Source organism: Nocardioides sp., assembly GCF_035503875.1.
GTDB lineage: Bacteria > Actinomycetota > Actinomycetes > Propionibacteriales > Nocardioidaceae > Nocardioides.
This window is the reverse complement of record NZ_DATJTA010000101.1, coordinates 20,116-35,989: the sequence shown is the minus strand read 5'-3', so window position 1 is coordinate 35,989 and position 15,874 is coordinate 20,116. Positions and strand designations below refer to the sequence as shown.

The following is a 15,874-nucleotide window of genomic DNA, read 5'->3' as shown; positions in this document are numbered from 1 at the left end:
CAACCTCACAGCTTTCCGGACTCGCCACCGTCGACGACGAAGATCGCTCCGGTGGTGAAGGACGACAGTCGGGACACCAGCAGGCAGGCCAGCGGGACCAGCTCCTCGGGGTCGGCCATCCGGCCGGCTGGGATCTTCGCGACCCGCCGCGCGAGCAGGTCGTCGGAGTCGGTGACCGCCTTCTGCGCCTCGGTGCGGAAGGCGCCGGGTGCGATGCAGTTCACCTGGACGTTCTTGGCCGCCCACTCGGCGGCGAGCGCCTCGGTGAAGCGCACGACCGCGCCCTTGGAGGTGGAGTAGCCGACCAGGTACGGCTTGCCCCGCACCCCGGTGGTCGACGCGACGTTGACGATCCGCCCGCCTCCGCCGGCGATCATCGCGGCGCCGGCCGCCTGGGCGAGCAGCATCGGGGCCAGCACGTTGACCTGGAGCGCCTGGCGCCAGATGTCGGGGTCCTGGTCCACGAACTTTCCCGCCGGCGCGATGCCCGCGTTGTTGATCAGGCCGTCGATGCGGCCGTGCCGCTCGAGCACCGTGGGCACCAGGCGCGCGATCGACTCGTCGTCGCCCATGTCGGCCTCGACGATGCTGATCCGGCCCTCGCCGGCCGCGGCGACCTGCTCCAGGCTGTCGCGGCTGCGGGCGGCGGCGACCACCTGCGCGCCCTCGCGGGCGAGGGCGATCGCCATCTCGGCACCGAGGCCCCGGGATGCCCCGGTGACGAGGACGACGTCATCACGCAGGCGCAGATCCATCAGACACCGTCCTTGGCGAGCTTGCGCGCCAGGGAGTCCAGCAGGACCTCGGTCGAGCCTTCGTAGATCCGCAGCGGTCGCGCGTTGCGATAGAGCCGCTCGATCTTCGAGCCTCGGACCAGGCCGAAGCGCCCCATCGTCTGCAGGGAGCGGTCGACGACGCGGGCGGCGGTCTCGGTGGCGTGCACCTTGGCCATCGAGCTGAAGTGCAGGGTGTTGAGCGGGTCGGCCTTGGCCATCGCCGCGGCGCGGTAGGTCATCGACCGGGCCGCCTCGACCTCGGTCCACGACAGGGCGAGCGCCTGCGAGACGGCGCCCAGCTCGATCAGCGGTGCCCCGAACTGCTGGCGCGAGAGGGCGTGCGAGCGCGCCTCCTCCAGTGCCGCCTGGGCCAGCCCGACGGCGGACGCCGCCACGGTGACCCGGAAGACGGCGAGGGTCTGCAGCATCAGCCGGAACGCCTTGCCCGGGACGCCGAGTCGGTGCGAGACCGGGACGCGGACGTCGCGGAACTCGAGCTCGCCCAGGATGTGGGGAGCGATCAGGTCGGCCCCGGGCGTGACCGTGACGCCGGGCGTCGCGGCGGGCACCAGGACCATGGAGTAGCCCTCGTCCTCCTTGGCCAGCACGCAGTAGAAGGACGCCGCGCCGCCGTTGGTGATGAACGACTTGCGCCCGTTGACCACGAGCTCGTCGCCGTCCTGGACGACCGTGGTCGTCACGGCCCGCAGGTCCGAGCCCACGTCGGGCTCGGTGAGCGCGAGCCCGGCGATCGCGTCGAGGGTGGCCACCCGCGGCAGCCACTCGCCCTTGAGCTCCTCGGACCCGCCGACGGACAGCGAGTACGAGCCGACGCCCTGCATCCCGAACATCGAGTCCAGGTGGGCGGAGGAGGACATCAACGCCTCGCGGACGAGCGCGATCGACAGCGGGTCGAGGACCTCGTCGACGCCGCCGTACCCGGCCGGTACGACGATCCTGGCCAGCTCGCTCTCGCGGAGCGCGGCCAGGCAGCCCTGGTGCACGTCGGTGGCCTCGTCGGCCTCCGCCGCGAAGGGCTCCACCTTGCGGGCGACCTCGAGGGCGCGCTCCTGGAGCTCCCGCTGGGCGTCGTTCAGCTCGAACATGGGTCCATCCTCTCTTCACCGCCCACCGGGGCGGGAGGTCACTTGCGCTGGTCGAACTTACGGCCGACGTACTCCGAGACGATCCGCGAGCGCTGCATGTTCGGCGTACCGCCGGCGATGGCCCAGCCGTGGGCGTCGCGGTGCAGGCGCTCGATGCCGTACTCCTCGGTGTAGCCGTTGCCCCCGTGCAGCTGGATCGCCAGGTCGGTGACCCGCTTGGCCATCTCGTTGGCCGTGCACTTGGCCAGCGACACCTCGAGGGTGTTCGGGATGCCGGTGCCGGCGGTGGCCGCGGCGCGGTCGCGCAGCAGCCGCGCGGTGTCGACGGCGAGGATCATGTCGGCCAGCTGCAGCTGAACGCTCTGGAAGTCGATCAGCGGTTTGCCGAACTGCTCGCGCTCGGTGACGTAGGCGACCGTGCGGTCCAGGGCCTCCTGGCCGATCGCCAGGCTCATCGTGGTGTTGCCGAGGCGCTCGATGGAGAAGACGCCGAACAGCTTGCCGAAGTCGCCGGCCGGGACGACCAGGTTCTCCAGGGGCACCTCGACGTTGTCGAAGTAGAGGTCGGCCGAGGGGATCCCGCGGAAGCCCATCAGCCGCTCGGAAGCGCCGAAGGAGAAGCCCGGGGTGCCCTTGTCCACGACGATGGCACCGATCGCCTTGGCGCCGGGGGCGTCGTTGAGACGGCAGTACACCAGGTACTGGTCGGCCTCGCCGCCGTTGGAGATCCACCGCTTCGAACCGTTGATGACCCAGCCGCGGTCGGTCTCCTTCGCGGTGGTGCGCAGGTCCGTCGCCGCCGAGCCCGCGTCGGGCTCGGAGATGCCGACGGCCATCGTCCGCTCGCCGGTGACGATGTCGGGGAGCCAGCGCTCACGCTGCTCGGGGCTGCCCAGGTGGTTGATCACCTGGGCGGGGCCCGTGTTGGCCTCGAAGATCTGGAAGCCGGCCGGGCGGCAGACCCGGCCGAACTCCTCGATGACGGCCAGTGCCTGGGCCAGCGGGGCACCTGACCCGCCGTACTGCTCCGGGAGCGCGATGCCCAGGAGCCCGAGCTCTCCGAGCTGAAGACGCTGCTCCTTGGTGATCGGGGTGCGGTCGACGTCGAGCCGCTCCGCGATCGGGCCGTAGACCTCGCGGGCGACCTGTGCCGCCATGGCACGGACGTCGGCGTACTCGTCAGACTGGGTCAAGCTACCCACCTCCTAATTGCTAATCATTATTATGGATATCCGGGACTGAGGTCAACAGGCGGCGAGCCGGCGACCTCTGCCCGGAGATCGGTCCGCCGCTGGCGTGACGCCCATCATGGACCTTTATTGCTGATCATGATAGGCATCTACCATGTCTTCTTCGCTCCCCACGGACCCGGTGATCGTCGACGCGATCCGCACCCCGAGCGGGCGAGGCCGCGCCGGCGGCTCGCTGAGCGAGGTCCACCCCGTCGACCTGCTGGGGCAGGTATTCACGCACCTGGTCGGCCGCAACGACCTCGACCCCGGCACCGTCGACGACGTGATCGTCGGCTGCGTCTCCCAGGTCGGGGAGCAGTCGGCCACGCCCGGCCGCGTCGCCTGGCTGGGCGCGGGGCTCCCCCACCACGTCCCCTCCACCACGATCGACCGCAAGTGCGGCTCGTCGCAGCAGTCGATCCACTTCGCCGCCCAGGCGATCCGCTCCGGCGAGGCCGACATCGTCGTCGCCGGCGGCGTCGAGTCGATGAGCCGCGTGGTGATGGGCTCGGCTCGGATGGGCGCCGACCCGTACGGCGCGGGCGTGGCGCGCCGCTACGCCCCCGGCCTGGTCTCGCAGGGCGTCGCCGCCGAGCTGGTCGCGGCGAAGTGGGGGCTCTCCCGCCACGACCTGGACTCCTACGCGGTGCGCAGCCACGAGCTGGCCGCGACCGCCGCCGAGAGCGGTCGGTTCGCCCGCGAGATCGTCGAGATCGCCACGCCGGGCGGGCCGTTCGCCGCCGACGAGACGATCCGCCCCGGCTCGAGCACCGAGAAGCTCGCCGGCCTGGCGACCGTCTTCCGCACCGACGAGCTGGCCGAGCGGTTCCCCGAGGTCACCTGGGGCGTCACCGCGGGCAACTCCTCGCAGATCACCGACGGCGCCAGCGCCGTACTCGTCATGTCGCGCGCCCGTGCCGACGCACTGGGCCTGCGTCCCCGCGCACGCATCCACTCGATGTCCGTGGTCGGCGACGACCCGATGCTGATGCTGACCGCGCCGATCCCCGCCACCCACCGCGTGCTGGAGCGGTCCGGGCTCAGCCTCGGCGACATCGACCACGTCGAGCTCAACGAGGCGTTCGCGTCGGTGCCGCTGGCCTGGCTGGCGGAGTTCAACCTGGACCTCGCGCGGCTCAACCCGCGCGGCGGCGCGATCGCGCTCGGCCACGCGCTCGGCGCCTCCGGCGCGCGGCTGATGACGACGATGCTGCACGCCCTGGAGGACAACGACCAGCAGTTCGGTCTCCAGCTCATGTGCGAGGCCGGCGGCATGGCCAACGCCACCATCATCGAGCGGCTCTGAGCCCGCCCAACAACGAGGAGTTCAGATGGACGTCAGTGCAGGATCCGCCCTGGTCACCGGAGGCGCCTCCGGCCTGGGCGCCGCCACCGCGCGCCGGCTCGCCGAGGCCGGTGCGCAGGTGGTCGTGCTCGACCTCAACGAGGAGCTCGGCACGAAGTTCGCCGCCGAGATCGGCGGGCAGTTCGCCCTCGGCGACGTGACCGACGCGACCGCCGTCGACGCGGCGTACGACCTCGCCGAGGAGCGCGGCCCGCTCCGCGCGCTGGTGCACTGCGCCGGCAAGGGTGGGACGGTCCGGCTGGTCAACCGCGACGGGTCGCCCGGCGACCTCGAGCTCTACCAGCAGCTGATCAACATCAACCTGGTCGGCACCTTCAACTGCCTGCGGCTGGCCGCGGCCCGGATGGCGAAGAACGAGCCGATCGACGGCGAGCGCGGCGTCTGCGTGCTGACCGCCTCGGTCGCCGCCTGGGAGGGCCAGATCGGCCAGATCCCGTACGCCTCGGCCAAGGCCGGTGTCGTCGGCATGACCCTGGTCGCGGCCCGCGACCTGGCCACCAAGCTGATCCGCGTCTCGACGATCGCCCCCGGGGTCTTCGACACCCCGATCCTGGCCCGCTTCTCCCAGGAGGTCCGCGATGGTCTCGGCGCGCAGGTGCCGCACCCGGCCCGCCTGGGCCAGCCCGACGAGTTCGCGCGACTGGCGATGCAGATCGTCGAGAACCCCATGCTGAACGGCGAGACGATCCGCCTGGACGGCGCGATCCGCATGTCGCCCCGCTGACGAGAGAGGACACCGAGATGACCGCACAGCTCGACGTCACCGAGCACGGCCGGGTCCTGGTCCTGACCATGAACCGGCCCGAGGCGCGCAACGCCATGTCCCTCCAGCTGGCCGAGGAGATCTCCGCGGCCCTGGAGACCCTGGACGCCCGCGACGACCTGAGCGTCGCCGTGATCACCGGCGCCGGCAGCACGTTCTGCGCCGGCATGGACCTGAAGGGCTTCGCCCGCGGCGAGATACCCGTGGTCGAGGGCAAGGGCTTCGCCGGCCTCGTGAAGGCTCCCCCGCGCAAGCCTCTGATCGCCGCGGTCGAGGGGTACGCGCTCGCCGGCGGGTTCGAGATCGTGCTCGCCTGCGACCTCGTCGTGGCTTCGCGGACCGCGAACTTCGGGCTGCCGGAGGTCAAGCGTGGCCTGAGCGCCGCGGCCGGCGGGCTGCTGCGCCTCCAGCACCGCATCCCGTACCACCTGGCCATGGAGCTCGTACTCACCGGCCGCATGTGGCCGGCGACCGACGCCGCCGCCGTACACCTGGTCAACCGCCTCGCCGAGCCCGGCGAGGCGCTGACCGAGGCGTTGAAGCTCGCCGAGGAGGTGGCCGGCAACGCCCCGCTGGCGCTCGCAGCCTCGAAGCGGGTGCTGGTCGACTCCGTCGACTGGCCGCTGGCGGAGAAGTTCGACCGGCAGGAGCAGCACGTCGACCCGGTACGCCGTTCCGCCGATGCCAAGGAGGGCGCCGCGGCGTTCGTCGAGAAGCGCGCCCCCCAGTGGACGGGGCACTGAGCCGAACCAGACCAAAACGCGAGTGGCCCGGAGCATCAGCTCCGGGCCACTCGCATTTCGATCGCGCGTTGGATCGACGCCGAGTCTCGGCCCACCGGGTTTCGAGGCTCAGGACTCCGTCCTTCGCACCTCAACCAGCGTGACGCCGGTTGAGGTGCGAGCGAAGCGAGCCTCGAAACCCCGCCAGCCAGGCGACCACGCCGACCACAGGCCGATCCTCGGCTCACCGGGTTTCGAGGCTCAGGACTTCGTCCTTCGCACCTCAACCAGCGTCGGGCGAGGTCAGGCTTCGCCGCGGACGCGGCGGGCGTGGGCGAGCCAGTCGCGGGCCTTGTCGGCGTGGGCGAGGTCGACGTGGGTGCCGCGGAAGCGGACGGCGCCGTGGCCGGCCGCGACGGCGGCCTCGACGGTGTCGACGAGCTCCTGGTGGTAGGCCACCTCGGCGTCGCTCGGGGTGTAGACCTCGTGCACCACCCCGACGTGGGAGGGGTGGATGAGGATCTGGCCGCGGAAGCCGAGCTGGAGGCCGTAGTCGGCGAAGGCGCGCAGCCCGTCGAGGTCGTCGAGGTCCTCCCACAGGCCGGTCAGGGCGTGCAGGCCGAACTGCCGGCAGGCCAGCAGGATGCGGCTGCGCAGGTAGAGCGTCTCCGAGCCCTCGCGGGACTGCCGGTAGCCGACCGCCCGGGCGATGTCGGCGTGCTCCGAGGTCGGGCCGATCATGGCGCCGACCCGCGGTGAGGCGCCGGCGATCTCCACGCAGTTGGTGATCGCGTCGACCATCTCCACTGGGACGATCATCTCCAGGCCCGAGGCGCCGTTGCGTGCCTCGAACCAGTCGATCAGCGTCTCCCAGCGCAGCACGTCGGTGGCGTTGCGGATCTTGGGCGCGAACACCCCGGTCAGGCCCGGACGGGTCACCGCCTCGAGGTCGGCGCCGGCCATCTTGGTGTCGAGGGCGTTGGGCCGCACGAAGACCCCGGTGCCGGGTGACGTCTCGGCCACCCGGCCGATCGCGGCGTGGACCAGCTCGCGGGCGGCCTCCTTGTCCTGCGCCGGCACGGAGTCCTCGAGGTCGAAGACGACGCAGTCGGCGCCGGTGGCCAGGGCCTTGTCGGCCCAGTGCGGCTTGTGCCCCGGGACGAACAGGACGGAGCGGTAGGGATGCATCGAGATCTGCCTTCCTGGCGCCGTCAGCCGGCGAGACGGTCGTGGGTGTCGGGCGTGACGCCGAGCTTGCGCAGCTCGGCCTTCTGCACCCGCTGCGAGGGAGTCTTGGGCATCTCCTCCACGAAACGCAGGAAGCGCGGCACCGCGAACGACGGGATCCGGTTGTCGCAGTGCGCCCACAGCTCCGCCGAGTCGACGTCGCCCTGGGTGATCACGTAGGCCATCACCTCGTCCTCGCCGGCCTCCGAGCTCGCCGGTACGGCGATGACCGCGCACTCGACGACGGCCGGGTGGCTGAGCACCGCCGTCTCGATCTCGTACGACGAGATGTTCTCGCCGCGGCGGCGCAGCGCGTCCTTGAACCGGTCCACGAAGTAGAACCAGCCGTCGGCGTCGCGGCGCAGTGCGTCCCCGGTGTGGAACCACAGGTTCCGCCAGGCCTCGACGGTCTTCTCGGGCATGTTGAAGTAGCCCATCGAGCAGATGAACGGCACCTTCGGCCGGATCACGAGCTCGCCGATCTCGCCGACCGCGACCTCCTCGTCGGTCTCCGGGTCGACCAGCGCGACGTCGAACCACTCGTCGGCGGCCAGACCGGCCGCGCCGGCGGGCCGGGCCTCGCCGTACGGCGAGATGATCGGCGCCGAGGTCTCGGTGAGGCCGAAGACCTCGACGAAGGCCTCGATGCCGTAGCGCTCCTTCATCGGCTCGACCAGCGTGGCGGCGGTCGGGGCGGCGAAGACGCAGCGCAGCGGGTTGTCGGCGTCGTCGGGACGCACGTCCTGCTTGGCGATGAAGTCCATCATCACGCCGATGAAGTTGGTGACCGTCACCCGGCTCTCGCGGAGCTGGTCGACCCAGCGGCTGGCCGAGAACCGGCTGCGCATCACGAAGCGCGCTCCCGCGACCAGGGTCGGGTACGCCGCCATGAACTGCGCGTTGCCGTGGAAGAGCGGCGTCACCGACATCCACGCGTCCGCGTCGGTCAGGCGGACCAGCGAGACGCACTCGTCTGCGAAGAAGTACATCTGCGCGTGCGGCATCGCGACGCCCTTGGAGGGGCCGGTGGTGCCGGAGGTGAAGAGCACCGAGGCGAGGTCGGAGGCCGCGACCTCCGGCAGCTCGACGGGCTCGGCCTGCTGCGCCTCGAGCTCGTCCCAGGGGGCAGCGTCCCAGCCGTGCTCGCGCAGCAGCGCGACCGCCTTGTCCTGCTCGCCGGTGTCGATCACCCAGAACTTGGTGATGTCGCGGGCGGCCTCGGCGACCTGGACGATGCGCTCGGCGAAGACGTCCTCCACCACCGCGAGGCGCGCCTCGACGGTGCGGACCTGATGGGCCAGGAAGTCGTGCTCGTACGCCGTGTTGATCGGCACCTCGACGAGGCCGGCCACCATCGTGCCGATCCAGGTGCGGACGAAGCGCGAGCTGTTGGCGGCGATCAGCACCACCCGGTCGCCCGGGGTCGCGCCGGCGGCGAGGAGGTTGCGGCCGACCCGCTCGGCCGAAGCGAGCATCTCGGCGTAGGTCCAGGTGAGCCCCTCCTCGGGGGCATCGAGCCACACCTGGTCCGGGCGCACCCGGGCCTGGTGCCGCAGCACCGTGGGCAGCGTCCACTTCGAGCGGTCGGCGAAGGTGGGCGTGATGTCGCGGTAGTAGCGGAAGGTCACTGGTCGGTCCCTCGGTTCAGGACTTCCGGCGCCGGGCGCCACGGAAGTCGGGCTTGCGCTTCTCCAGGAAGGCGCGCGCGCCCTCCCGCATGTCCTCGCTGCCGATCGCCTGGATCAGCGCGCCGAGGTTGGCGACCATGTTGTCGCGCGACTGGTGCCACCACTGGTTGGAGCTGGTCTTGGCGATCTCGAGGTAGCGCGGGCTGAGCGCGTCGATCTCGTCGAGCCACCGCTCCACGGCCTCGTCGAGCCCGTCGTCGGGGACGACCTCGTTGACCAGGCCCCACTCGAGCGCGTGCTGCGCCGAGTAGCGCCGGCAGAGCATCGCCATCTCCTTGGCGCGCCGCTCGCCGATCTGCACGGCCATCACGTTCGTCGCGCCGAGCACCGGCGCGGAGCCCACCTTGGGGCCGGTCTGCCCGAAGGTCGAGCGCTCCGTGGCGATCGCGAAGTCACAGGCCACCACGAGCTCGTTGCCGCCGCCGGCGGCGGGGCCGTCGACCGCGGCGATGACCGGACGCGGGCAGGCGCGGATCGCGTCGAGCAGCCGCAGCGAGGTCGTGAAGAGCTGTCGCAGCAGGACCGGGTCGGGGTCGCCCAGGTTGGCCAGGGCACCGCCGGCGCAGAAGCTGCCTCCGGCCCCCGTGAGTACGACGGCGCGCGCCTCGGCTGCCCCCTCGACCGCGGCGATCATGGCCTGAGCCATTTCGAGGTCGTAGGCGTTGCGTCGCTCCGGCGCGTTGATCGTGATCCAGACGACGTCGCGACGCTCGGTCACATCGATGGTGCCCACCAGCGATCCTCCTCAGATATTCATGGTGTTCATGATCAGCAATTTAGCCGAAGTGACCCACCGTGGCAATCATCCTGACCCGACCATGTCGGCCGACGGCTGAGGCTCAGGACCGGCGGGCGCGGAAGGCCGCGACGGCGTCGCGGTGCTCGGTCGTGCCGAACAGCAGCGCAACCGCCTCGACCGACTCGGGGTAGCCCACCTCGGTCCCGCGGTTCACGAACGCCTTGCCCACCTGGACGGCGAGGGGCGAGTTCGAGGCGACCTGCTCGGCCAGGTCAACGGCGGCGGGCAGCAGCTCGTCGGCACCGTGGACCTCGTGGACCAGCCCGATCCGCAGCGCGGTCGCCGCGTCCACCGTCCGCCCCGTGAGCGCCAGGTGCCGGGTCCACGACCGGCCGATCACGTCCGGCCCCCGCACGATCCCGTACCCGGGCATCAGCCCGACCGACGCCTCCTTGAACGAGAACGTCGCCGCCTCGGACGCCAGGGCCATGTCGCACGCGAGCACGAGCTCGGTGCCGCCGCCGAAGGCGAGGCCGTTGACGGCCGCCACGACGGGGATCGCGCACTTCTCGACCGCGTGGAAGGCGTCGTACACCCGGGCCAGGTGCGGGCGGACCCGGGCCACGTCGCCGTCGAGGTCGTGGAACATGTCGATGTCGCCGCCTGCCGAGAACGCCCGGCCCCGTGCGGTGAGTACGACGGCGCGGTGCGGGTCGCCGTCCTTGCCCAGCGACCGCATCAGCCGGGTGAGCTCGGCGAACCAGCGCTGGTCCATCGCGTTGAGCTTGTCCTCGCGGTCCATGGTCACGACCAGGACCCCCGACTCGCGCGAGTCGAGGGCGAACCGCTCGTACCCCTGGAGATGGGCGCTCATCGGTGGACCTCGCGATCGTGGGTGTCCGGGGTGACCCCGTCGCCGCGGAGGCGGTACTTCTCCACCCGCTGGCTCGGGGTCAGGGGCAGCTGCGGCAGGAAGCGCACGTAGCGCGGGACGGCGAAGCTCGTCAGTCGCCCCCGGCAGTGCTCCCACAGGTCCTCGGGGGCCGGGTCCTCCCCCGTCGCCGGTACGACGGCCACCATGACCTCCTCCTCGGAGATCTCCGACGCGACGCCGTACGCTGCCACCTGGGCCACGCCCGGATGCTCGGCCAGCACCCGCTCGACCTCCCAGGTCGAGATGTTCTCGCCTCGGCGACGGACGGTGTCCTTCATCCGGTCCAGGAAGGTCAGGTAGCCGTCCTCGTCCAGCACACCGCGGTCGCCGGTGTGGAACCACAGCCCCCGCCACGCGGCGATGGTGGCCTCGGCGTCGCCGTCGTACCCGTCGAACATCCAGCCGCCGTCACGAGGCCGGGCGACGATCTCGCCAGGCGTCCCGGGCGGCAGCAGCCGGTCCTCCTCGTCGACGACCGCGACCTCGTAGATCGAGGACGCCCGGCCGGCCGTGCCGACCCGTCGACGAGCGGGCGGCATCTCGCAGACCAGCGAGACCTCGGTGCTGCCGTAGATCTCGGTGAGCTCGACGCCGAAGCGGTCCTCGAAGTCGGTGAGGATCTCGGCCGGGCAGGGCGCCCCGAAGCCGACCCGGACCGCGTGGTCGGCGTCGTCGGCACGAGGCGGCTGCTTGTGCAGGATGCTCATCATGGCGCCCTGGTAGTTGAAGGCGGTGATCCCGTGCCGCCGGCAGATGTCCCAGAATCCCGAGGCGGTGAACCGGCGGTGCAGCAGCACCCGCGCCCCGGCGTGCAGGCCCGCCATCACCGAGCAGAACCGGGCGTTGGAGTGGTAGAGCGGGAAGACGCTGTAGAGGTGGTCGGCCGCGGTGTAGCCCATCAGCTCGACCGTGTGCCGGGCCAGGTTCACGTTGGCGCGGTGCGAGAGCCGGACGCCCTTCGGCGGGCCGGTGGTGCCGGAGGTGTAGAGGATGACGGCCGTGTCGGCGGCCGGTACGACGGGGAGGTCGGCGACCGGGTGGTCGAGCAGGTCCGCGAAACCGACGGTCCCGGGCGGTGCGTCACCGCCGACCACCACGACGTGGTCGAGTGCCGCCGCGTCCACCGAGGCCTCCTCGAGGAGGCCCAGCAGCGCGGCGTCGCACACCACCGCGCGCACCCGGGAGGCGGCGAGGCAGTGAGCCAGGACGAGCGAGCCGGCCGCCGGGTTGAGCGGCACCTCGACGAGTCCGGCCCGGGCCACCCCGAACCAGGTCTGCAGCGCGGCGACCCGGGCCGGCAGGAGCACCGCCACCCGGTCCCCCGGCCGCAGGCCGAGCGCGAGCAGGCCCGAGGCCACCGCGTCGGCGTCGCGGTGCAGCTCCGACGCGGTGACGACCTCGTCCTCGATCGCGACCAGGCCACCCGAGCGGGCCGGGTCGGCGGCCACCTCGGCCAGCCACGCACCCAGGCTCAGGTCACCGGACCCGGGCACCCTCACGACCCGCCGCGGCCGTCACCGGCCAGCCGACGGGAGTCGTGCGAGGCGGTGACCCGGGTCGGCACGACCTCGATCACGACCCGGTTCGGGCTGTCGAGGAGCCGGACGAACGCCGCCGGGTCCTCGGGGGCCAGGCGCGGCGCGAGCCCCTCGACGGCGGCCATCACCACCGCGCGGTCCCGGTGCACCGTCGCGCGGCCGCGCAGCGCGACCATCCGGCGGCCCGAGAGGCCGGAACCGGTGCTGGACACGACGACGGCGACCCGGGGGTCGCCGTCGACCCCGCGCACCTGCCGGCGTCCCTCGACCGTCGCGAACCAGAAGGTGCCGTCGTCGTCGACCCGGTAGCTCATCACCACCGCGGTCGGCTCGCCGTCCTGCAGGAAGGTCAGGACGCACTCGGTCTGGGCGTCCCAGAGCTCGCGCTGGTCGCTCACCGCCATCCGCGCGGCCGCGAGGTTCTCGATGTGCTTCTCGCCCGGTCGTCCCGGGGCCAGGTCCGGCTCAGCCATCCAGGGCCGTCTCCCCGAGCACGGCGTGCACGATCGCCGTGTTCTCGCGCGCCTCCGTGGCGGGCCCCGACCACACGGTCCGGCCCCGGTTGACGACCACGACGGAGTCGGCGATCTCCAGGGAGGCGTCGGCGTTCTGCTCGACCATGAGGATCGCGATCCCGGTGTCGGCGATGGCCCGCACGCTGCTCATCACCCGGTCGACCATGGTCGGCGCCAGCCCCATCGAGGGCTCGTCCATGAGCATCACCCGCGGCTGGGACATCATCGCCCGTCCGAAGGCGAGCATCTGCTGCTCGCCGCCGCTCAGCAGACCGGCCGGCATCTCGCGGCGGTCGCGCAGGATCGGGAACTGGTCGTAGATCCCGTCGATCGCCGTGTCGTGGCTCCCCCGCGGCGCGGCGTACCCGCCGATGCGCAGGTTCTCCTCCACCGTGAGCGGGAAGAAGATCTTGCGCCCCTCGGGCACCAGCGACATGCCCTGGCGTACGACGCGGTGCGCCGGAGCACCCAGGATCGACTTCCCGTCGAGGCTGGCGGTCCCGCCACGGGGCTTGTGGAACCCGGCGACCGCCCGGAGGCTCGTCGTCTTGCCGGCGCCGTTGGCGCCGAGCACGACGGTCACCTTGCCCTTCTCGGCCCCGAACGAGACGCCCTGGACGGCGTTCACCGGTCCGTAGCTGACCTGCAGGTCCTTCACCTCAAGCATGCTTGCGCCCCCGCTTACCCAGGTAGGCCTCCTGGACTGCCTCGTGGCGGACCACGTCCTGCGGCAGGCCTTCGGCGATGAGCTTTCCGAAGTTCATGGCGAACAGGTAGTCGCAGGTGTCGACCATCATCTGCACGTCGTGCTCGACGATGAACTGCGTCAGCCCCTCGTCGAGCAGCTGGCGCATCAGCGCCCCGACCTCCTCGCGCTCGGCGGAGTTCATGCCCGCGGTCGGCTCGTCCAGCAGCAGCAGCTTGGGCTTGCCCACGATCGCGCGGGCGAACTCCACCCGGCGCTGCATGCCGTACGACAGCTCGTCGGGCCGCATCCGCGCGTACTCGCGGATGTCGAGGCGCTCCATCACGTCCTCGGCCGCACCCGCCAGCTCCTTGCGCGACGCCCGCGCCAGGGTGTCCTGGCCGAGCAGGATGTTGTCGCGCACGGTCCGGTCCTCCAGCAGGCGGACGGTCTGGAAGGTGCGGGCGATCCCGAGCCGGTGCACGTGGTGCGCCGGCCGCCGCGTGTAGTCGACGGAGTCGAAGACCACCTCGCCGCGGGTCAGCGGCGTGAGCCGGGTGACCGCGCCCAGGAGGGTGGACTTGCCCGAGCCGTTGGGACCGAGGACCCCGTAGATCTTGCCGGCCTCCAGCGTCATGGAGATGCCGTCGACCGCCTTGACCCCGCCGAAGTGCACGGCGGCGTCCCGGATCTCCATCAGGACCTGCCCCGGACCTCGGTCCGCGGGCCGCGCGTCGCTCTGTGCTCGCGTCGTCATCACGCCTCTCCTTCCACGCTCGGGACCAGTCCGCGGCCGCCGGCGTCGCCGGTCTCGCCGGCGGGCGTGCCGCCACCGGCCTTGAGCCGGGCGCGCTCGTCGCGGGTGCGGAATCGGTGCCACAGGTTCTTCGCGACGCCGAGGACGCCGGAGGGCAGGAAGATCGCCGCCAGCGCCACGATGACGCCGTACACGATCTCCTCCCACTCGCCGATGAAGACGAGCCAGGTCGGCAGCCAGACGAAGATCAGCGAGCCGATGAGGGCACCGATCCACGAGCCGGAGCCGCCGACCACGATGACGGTCAGGGCCAGCACCACCAGGTGGAAGTTGACCAGGTCCGGGGTGATCGTGCTGCGCAGCAGCGTCACCAGCGCACCGGCCAGGCCACCGACCAGCCCGGAGGCCAGGAACGACAGGCGGCGGTAGCGCGCGACGTTGATGCCCATCGCGTTGGCGAGCTCGGGGTCCTCGCGGACCGTGTCGATCCGGCGCCCCAGCCCACCCATCTCGGTGAACTGCAGCAGCACCACCACGACCACGGCGCATCCGATGATCAGGCCGGTCGTGATGTCGCCGAGGGCGCCGAAGAGACCCGAGGCCCCGCCGGTCCACTCGCCGCCGTTCACGGCGAGGACCGCGACGATCAGGGTGAACGCGATCGTCGCCATACCCATGTAGAGGCCGGTGAGCCGCTGCACGACGAGGCCGAGCAGGAAGGTCGCGATCCCGGCGGCGAGGGTGCCGGCCACGATGGCGGGGACGGTCGTCCACTCCCGGTGGACCATGCACATCGCGGCGACGTAGCCGCCGATGCCGTAGGCGCCGATCCCGGCGAACGAGAAGACGCCCATCCGCATCGGGATCTGCACGCTCAGGGCCAGCAGCAGCGTCGTGAACGTGGACTGCACCAGGACGATGTTCGACAGGTACCAGTCGTTCATGTGCGACGCACCTCCTTGCGTCCCAGCAGACCCTGGGGGCGCACGAGCAGGATCAGGAAGATCAGGCCGAACGAGACGGCGTCCACCCAGGTGCCGTGGCCGGCGACGAGGACGAGGGTCTCGGTGCCCGCGAGGACGTAGGAGCCGATCACCGCGCCGGCCATCGACCCGAGGCCCCCGAGGACGACGATGGCGAACGCCTTGATGATCAGCTGGTCGCCGGTCTCCGGCGCGATCGCGCTGAGGTGGAAGGTCAGCAGGGCGCCGGCCAGACCAGCGAGCGCGCCCGCGACGGCCATCGTGCCGATCGCCATCACCTGGCGGTTCACGCCCATGCCGGCGCTGGTCTCGGCGTCGACGCCGAGCGCGCGCAGGGCCAGGCCCTGCCGGGACCGGCGCAGCCACACCGTGAGCCCGATCCCGATGCCGAGGCCGGCGATCAGGATCACCAGGGCGGTGGAGGAGAGCCGCAGCCCGGCGAACTCGAACACCGTGGCCGTGTAGTCGGAGTTGATGCCGAACGGGCTGGACTTGGTCTCGCGCTGCGCGATGGCCAGCGGGATCGCGGCGACGCCGATGCCGCCGATCAGGATCCGCAGCTCCGCATGGTGTTGGGACTTGGCCCGTTTGATGATCTGTTGGAAGGCCAGCACCTGGGTCGCCACCGACATCAGCGCGCCGACCACCACGGAGATGGCGACGGCCGCCAGGAAGGGCAGCGGGGTCTCGCGGGAGAGCACGTGAGCGACGAACGCCGAGAACATGAACGTCGCCCCGTGGGCGAAGTTCAAGATGCCGATCGTGCCCCAGGCCAGGGCCATGCCGAGCGTGAACAGCAGGTAGATCGAGCCGAGGGTGGCGGCGTTCAGCAGGTCTTGCATG

The 15,874-nt window shown here is 71.5% G+C and carries 16 protein-coding genes; 3 read left to right on the top strand and 13 right to left on the bottom strand.

Going from position 1 to position 15,874, the window contains the following annotated elements; genetic code table 11:
• Positions 1 to 5: 5 nt before the first annotated feature.
• Genes VMF51_RS24415 through VMF51_RS24405 form a run of 3 tightly spaced genes read right to left on the bottom strand, consistent with a single transcriptional unit; the run spans position 6 to position 3,075 of the window.
• Positions 6 to 755, bottom strand: a complete 750-nt coding sequence (locus VMF51_RS24415) for an SDR family oxidoreductase (RefSeq protein ID WP_325477094.1) — start codon at positions 753 to 755, stop codon at positions 6 to 8.
• The gene (locus VMF51_RS24410) at positions 755 to 1,882 is read right to left on the bottom strand and encodes an acyl-CoA dehydrogenase family protein (RefSeq protein WP_325477093.1); all 1,128 of its coding nucleotides are present in this window, start codon (positions 1,880 to 1,882) and stop codon (positions 755 to 757) included. Before VMF51_RS24410 ends, VMF51_RS24415 begins: the two co-directional genes overlap by 1 nt.
• Positions 1,883 to 1,920: 38 nt before the next feature.
• Positions 1,921 to 3,075: an acyl-CoA dehydrogenase family protein gene (locus VMF51_RS24405; protein WP_325477092.1), complete on the bottom strand. Its 1,155-nt coding sequence runs from the start codon at positions 3,073 to 3,075 to the stop codon at positions 1,921 to 1,923.
• 151 nt (positions 3,076 to 3,226) lie between these two features.
• Between VMF51_RS24405 and VMF51_RS24400 the strand changes: the two genes are divergently transcribed.
• The 3 genes from VMF51_RS24400 to VMF51_RS24390 are packed head-to-tail and all read left to right on the top strand — an operon-like array spanning position 3,227 to position 5,986.
• A complete protein-coding gene (locus VMF51_RS24400; protein WP_325477091.1) occupies positions 3,227 to 4,420 on the top strand; it encodes a thiolase family protein in 1,194 nt (397 codons plus the stop codon).
• Between the two features lie 25 nt (positions 4,421 to 4,445).
• Positions 4,446 to 5,204 carry an SDR family NAD(P)-dependent oxidoreductase gene (locus VMF51_RS24395; RefSeq protein ID WP_325477090.1) on the top strand — a complete coding sequence of 253 codons (759 nt, stop codon included), beginning with the start codon at positions 4,446 to 4,448 and terminating at the stop codon, positions 5,202 to 5,204.
• A 17-nt stretch (positions 5,205 to 5,221) separates the two neighbouring features.
• Positions 5,222 to 5,986 carry a crotonase/enoyl-CoA hydratase family protein gene (locus VMF51_RS24390; RefSeq protein ID WP_325477089.1) on the top strand — a complete coding sequence of 255 codons (765 nt, stop codon included), beginning with the start codon at positions 5,222 to 5,224 and terminating at the stop codon, positions 5,984 to 5,986.
• 282 nt (positions 5,987 to 6,268) lie between these two features.
• Here VMF51_RS24390 and VMF51_RS24385 read toward each other — a convergent pair whose 3' ends face one another.
• The 10 genes from VMF51_RS24385 to VMF51_RS24340 form a co-directional block, all read right to left on the bottom strand.
• Positions 6,269 to 7,153: a CoA ester lyase gene (locus VMF51_RS24385; protein WP_325477088.1), complete on the bottom strand. Its 885-nt coding sequence runs from the start codon at positions 7,151 to 7,153 to the stop codon at positions 6,269 to 6,271.
• Between the two features lie 23 nt (positions 7,154 to 7,176).
• A complete protein-coding gene (locus tag VMF51_RS24380) occupies positions 7,177 to 8,820 on the bottom strand; it encodes an AMP-binding protein (protein ID WP_325477087.1) in 1,644 nt (547 codons plus the stop codon).
• A gap of 16 nt (positions 8,821 to 8,836) precedes the next feature.
• The gene (locus VMF51_RS24375; protein ID WP_325477086.1) at positions 8,837 to 9,613 is read right to left on the bottom strand and encodes an enoyl-CoA hydratase/isomerase family protein; all 777 of its coding nucleotides are present in this window, start codon (positions 9,611 to 9,613) and stop codon (positions 8,837 to 8,839) included.
• A 106-nt stretch (positions 9,614 to 9,719) separates the two neighbouring features.
• On the bottom strand, positions 9,720 to 10,493 hold the full coding sequence (locus VMF51_RS24370) for an enoyl-CoA hydratase/isomerase family protein (RefSeq protein ID WP_325477085.1): 774 nt from the start codon (positions 10,491 to 10,493) through the stop codon (positions 9,720 to 9,722).
• Entirely contained in the window at positions 10,490 to 12,046 is a 1,557-nt protein-coding gene (locus tag VMF51_RS24365) for an AMP-binding protein (RefSeq protein ID WP_325477084.1), read from the bottom strand. The genes VMF51_RS24370 and VMF51_RS24365 overlap by 4 nt, the downstream gene beginning before the upstream one ends.
• Positions 12,047 to 12,048: 2 nt before the next feature.
• Positions 12,049 to 12,564, bottom strand: a complete 516-nt coding sequence (locus VMF51_RS24360) for a pyridoxamine 5'-phosphate oxidase family protein (protein ID WP_325477083.1) — start codon at positions 12,562 to 12,564, stop codon at positions 12,049 to 12,051.
• Positions 12,557 to 13,264, bottom strand: coding sequence for an ABC transporter ATP-binding protein (locus VMF51_RS24355; protein ID WP_325477082.1), 708 nt, complete (start codon positions 13,262 to 13,264; stop codon positions 12,557 to 12,559). Before VMF51_RS24355 ends, VMF51_RS24360 begins: the two co-directional genes overlap by 8 nt.
• A gap of 1 nt (position 13,265) precedes the next feature.
• On the bottom strand, positions 13,266 to 14,048 hold the full coding sequence (locus tag VMF51_RS24350) for an ABC transporter ATP-binding protein (protein ID WP_325477081.1): 783 nt from the start codon (positions 14,046 to 14,048) through the stop codon (positions 13,266 to 13,268).
• Entirely contained in the window at positions 14,048 to 14,992 is a 945-nt protein-coding gene (locus VMF51_RS24345; RefSeq protein WP_325477080.1) for a branched-chain amino acid ABC transporter permease, read from the bottom strand. Before VMF51_RS24345 ends, VMF51_RS24350 begins: the two co-directional genes overlap by 1 nt.
• Positions 14,989 to 15,873, bottom strand: coding sequence for a branched-chain amino acid ABC transporter permease (locus VMF51_RS24340; RefSeq protein WP_325477079.1), 885 nt, complete (start codon positions 15,871 to 15,873; stop codon positions 14,989 to 14,991). The genes VMF51_RS24345 and VMF51_RS24340 overlap by 4 nt, the downstream gene beginning before the upstream one ends.
• Between the last annotated feature and the right edge of the window lies 1 nt (position 15,874).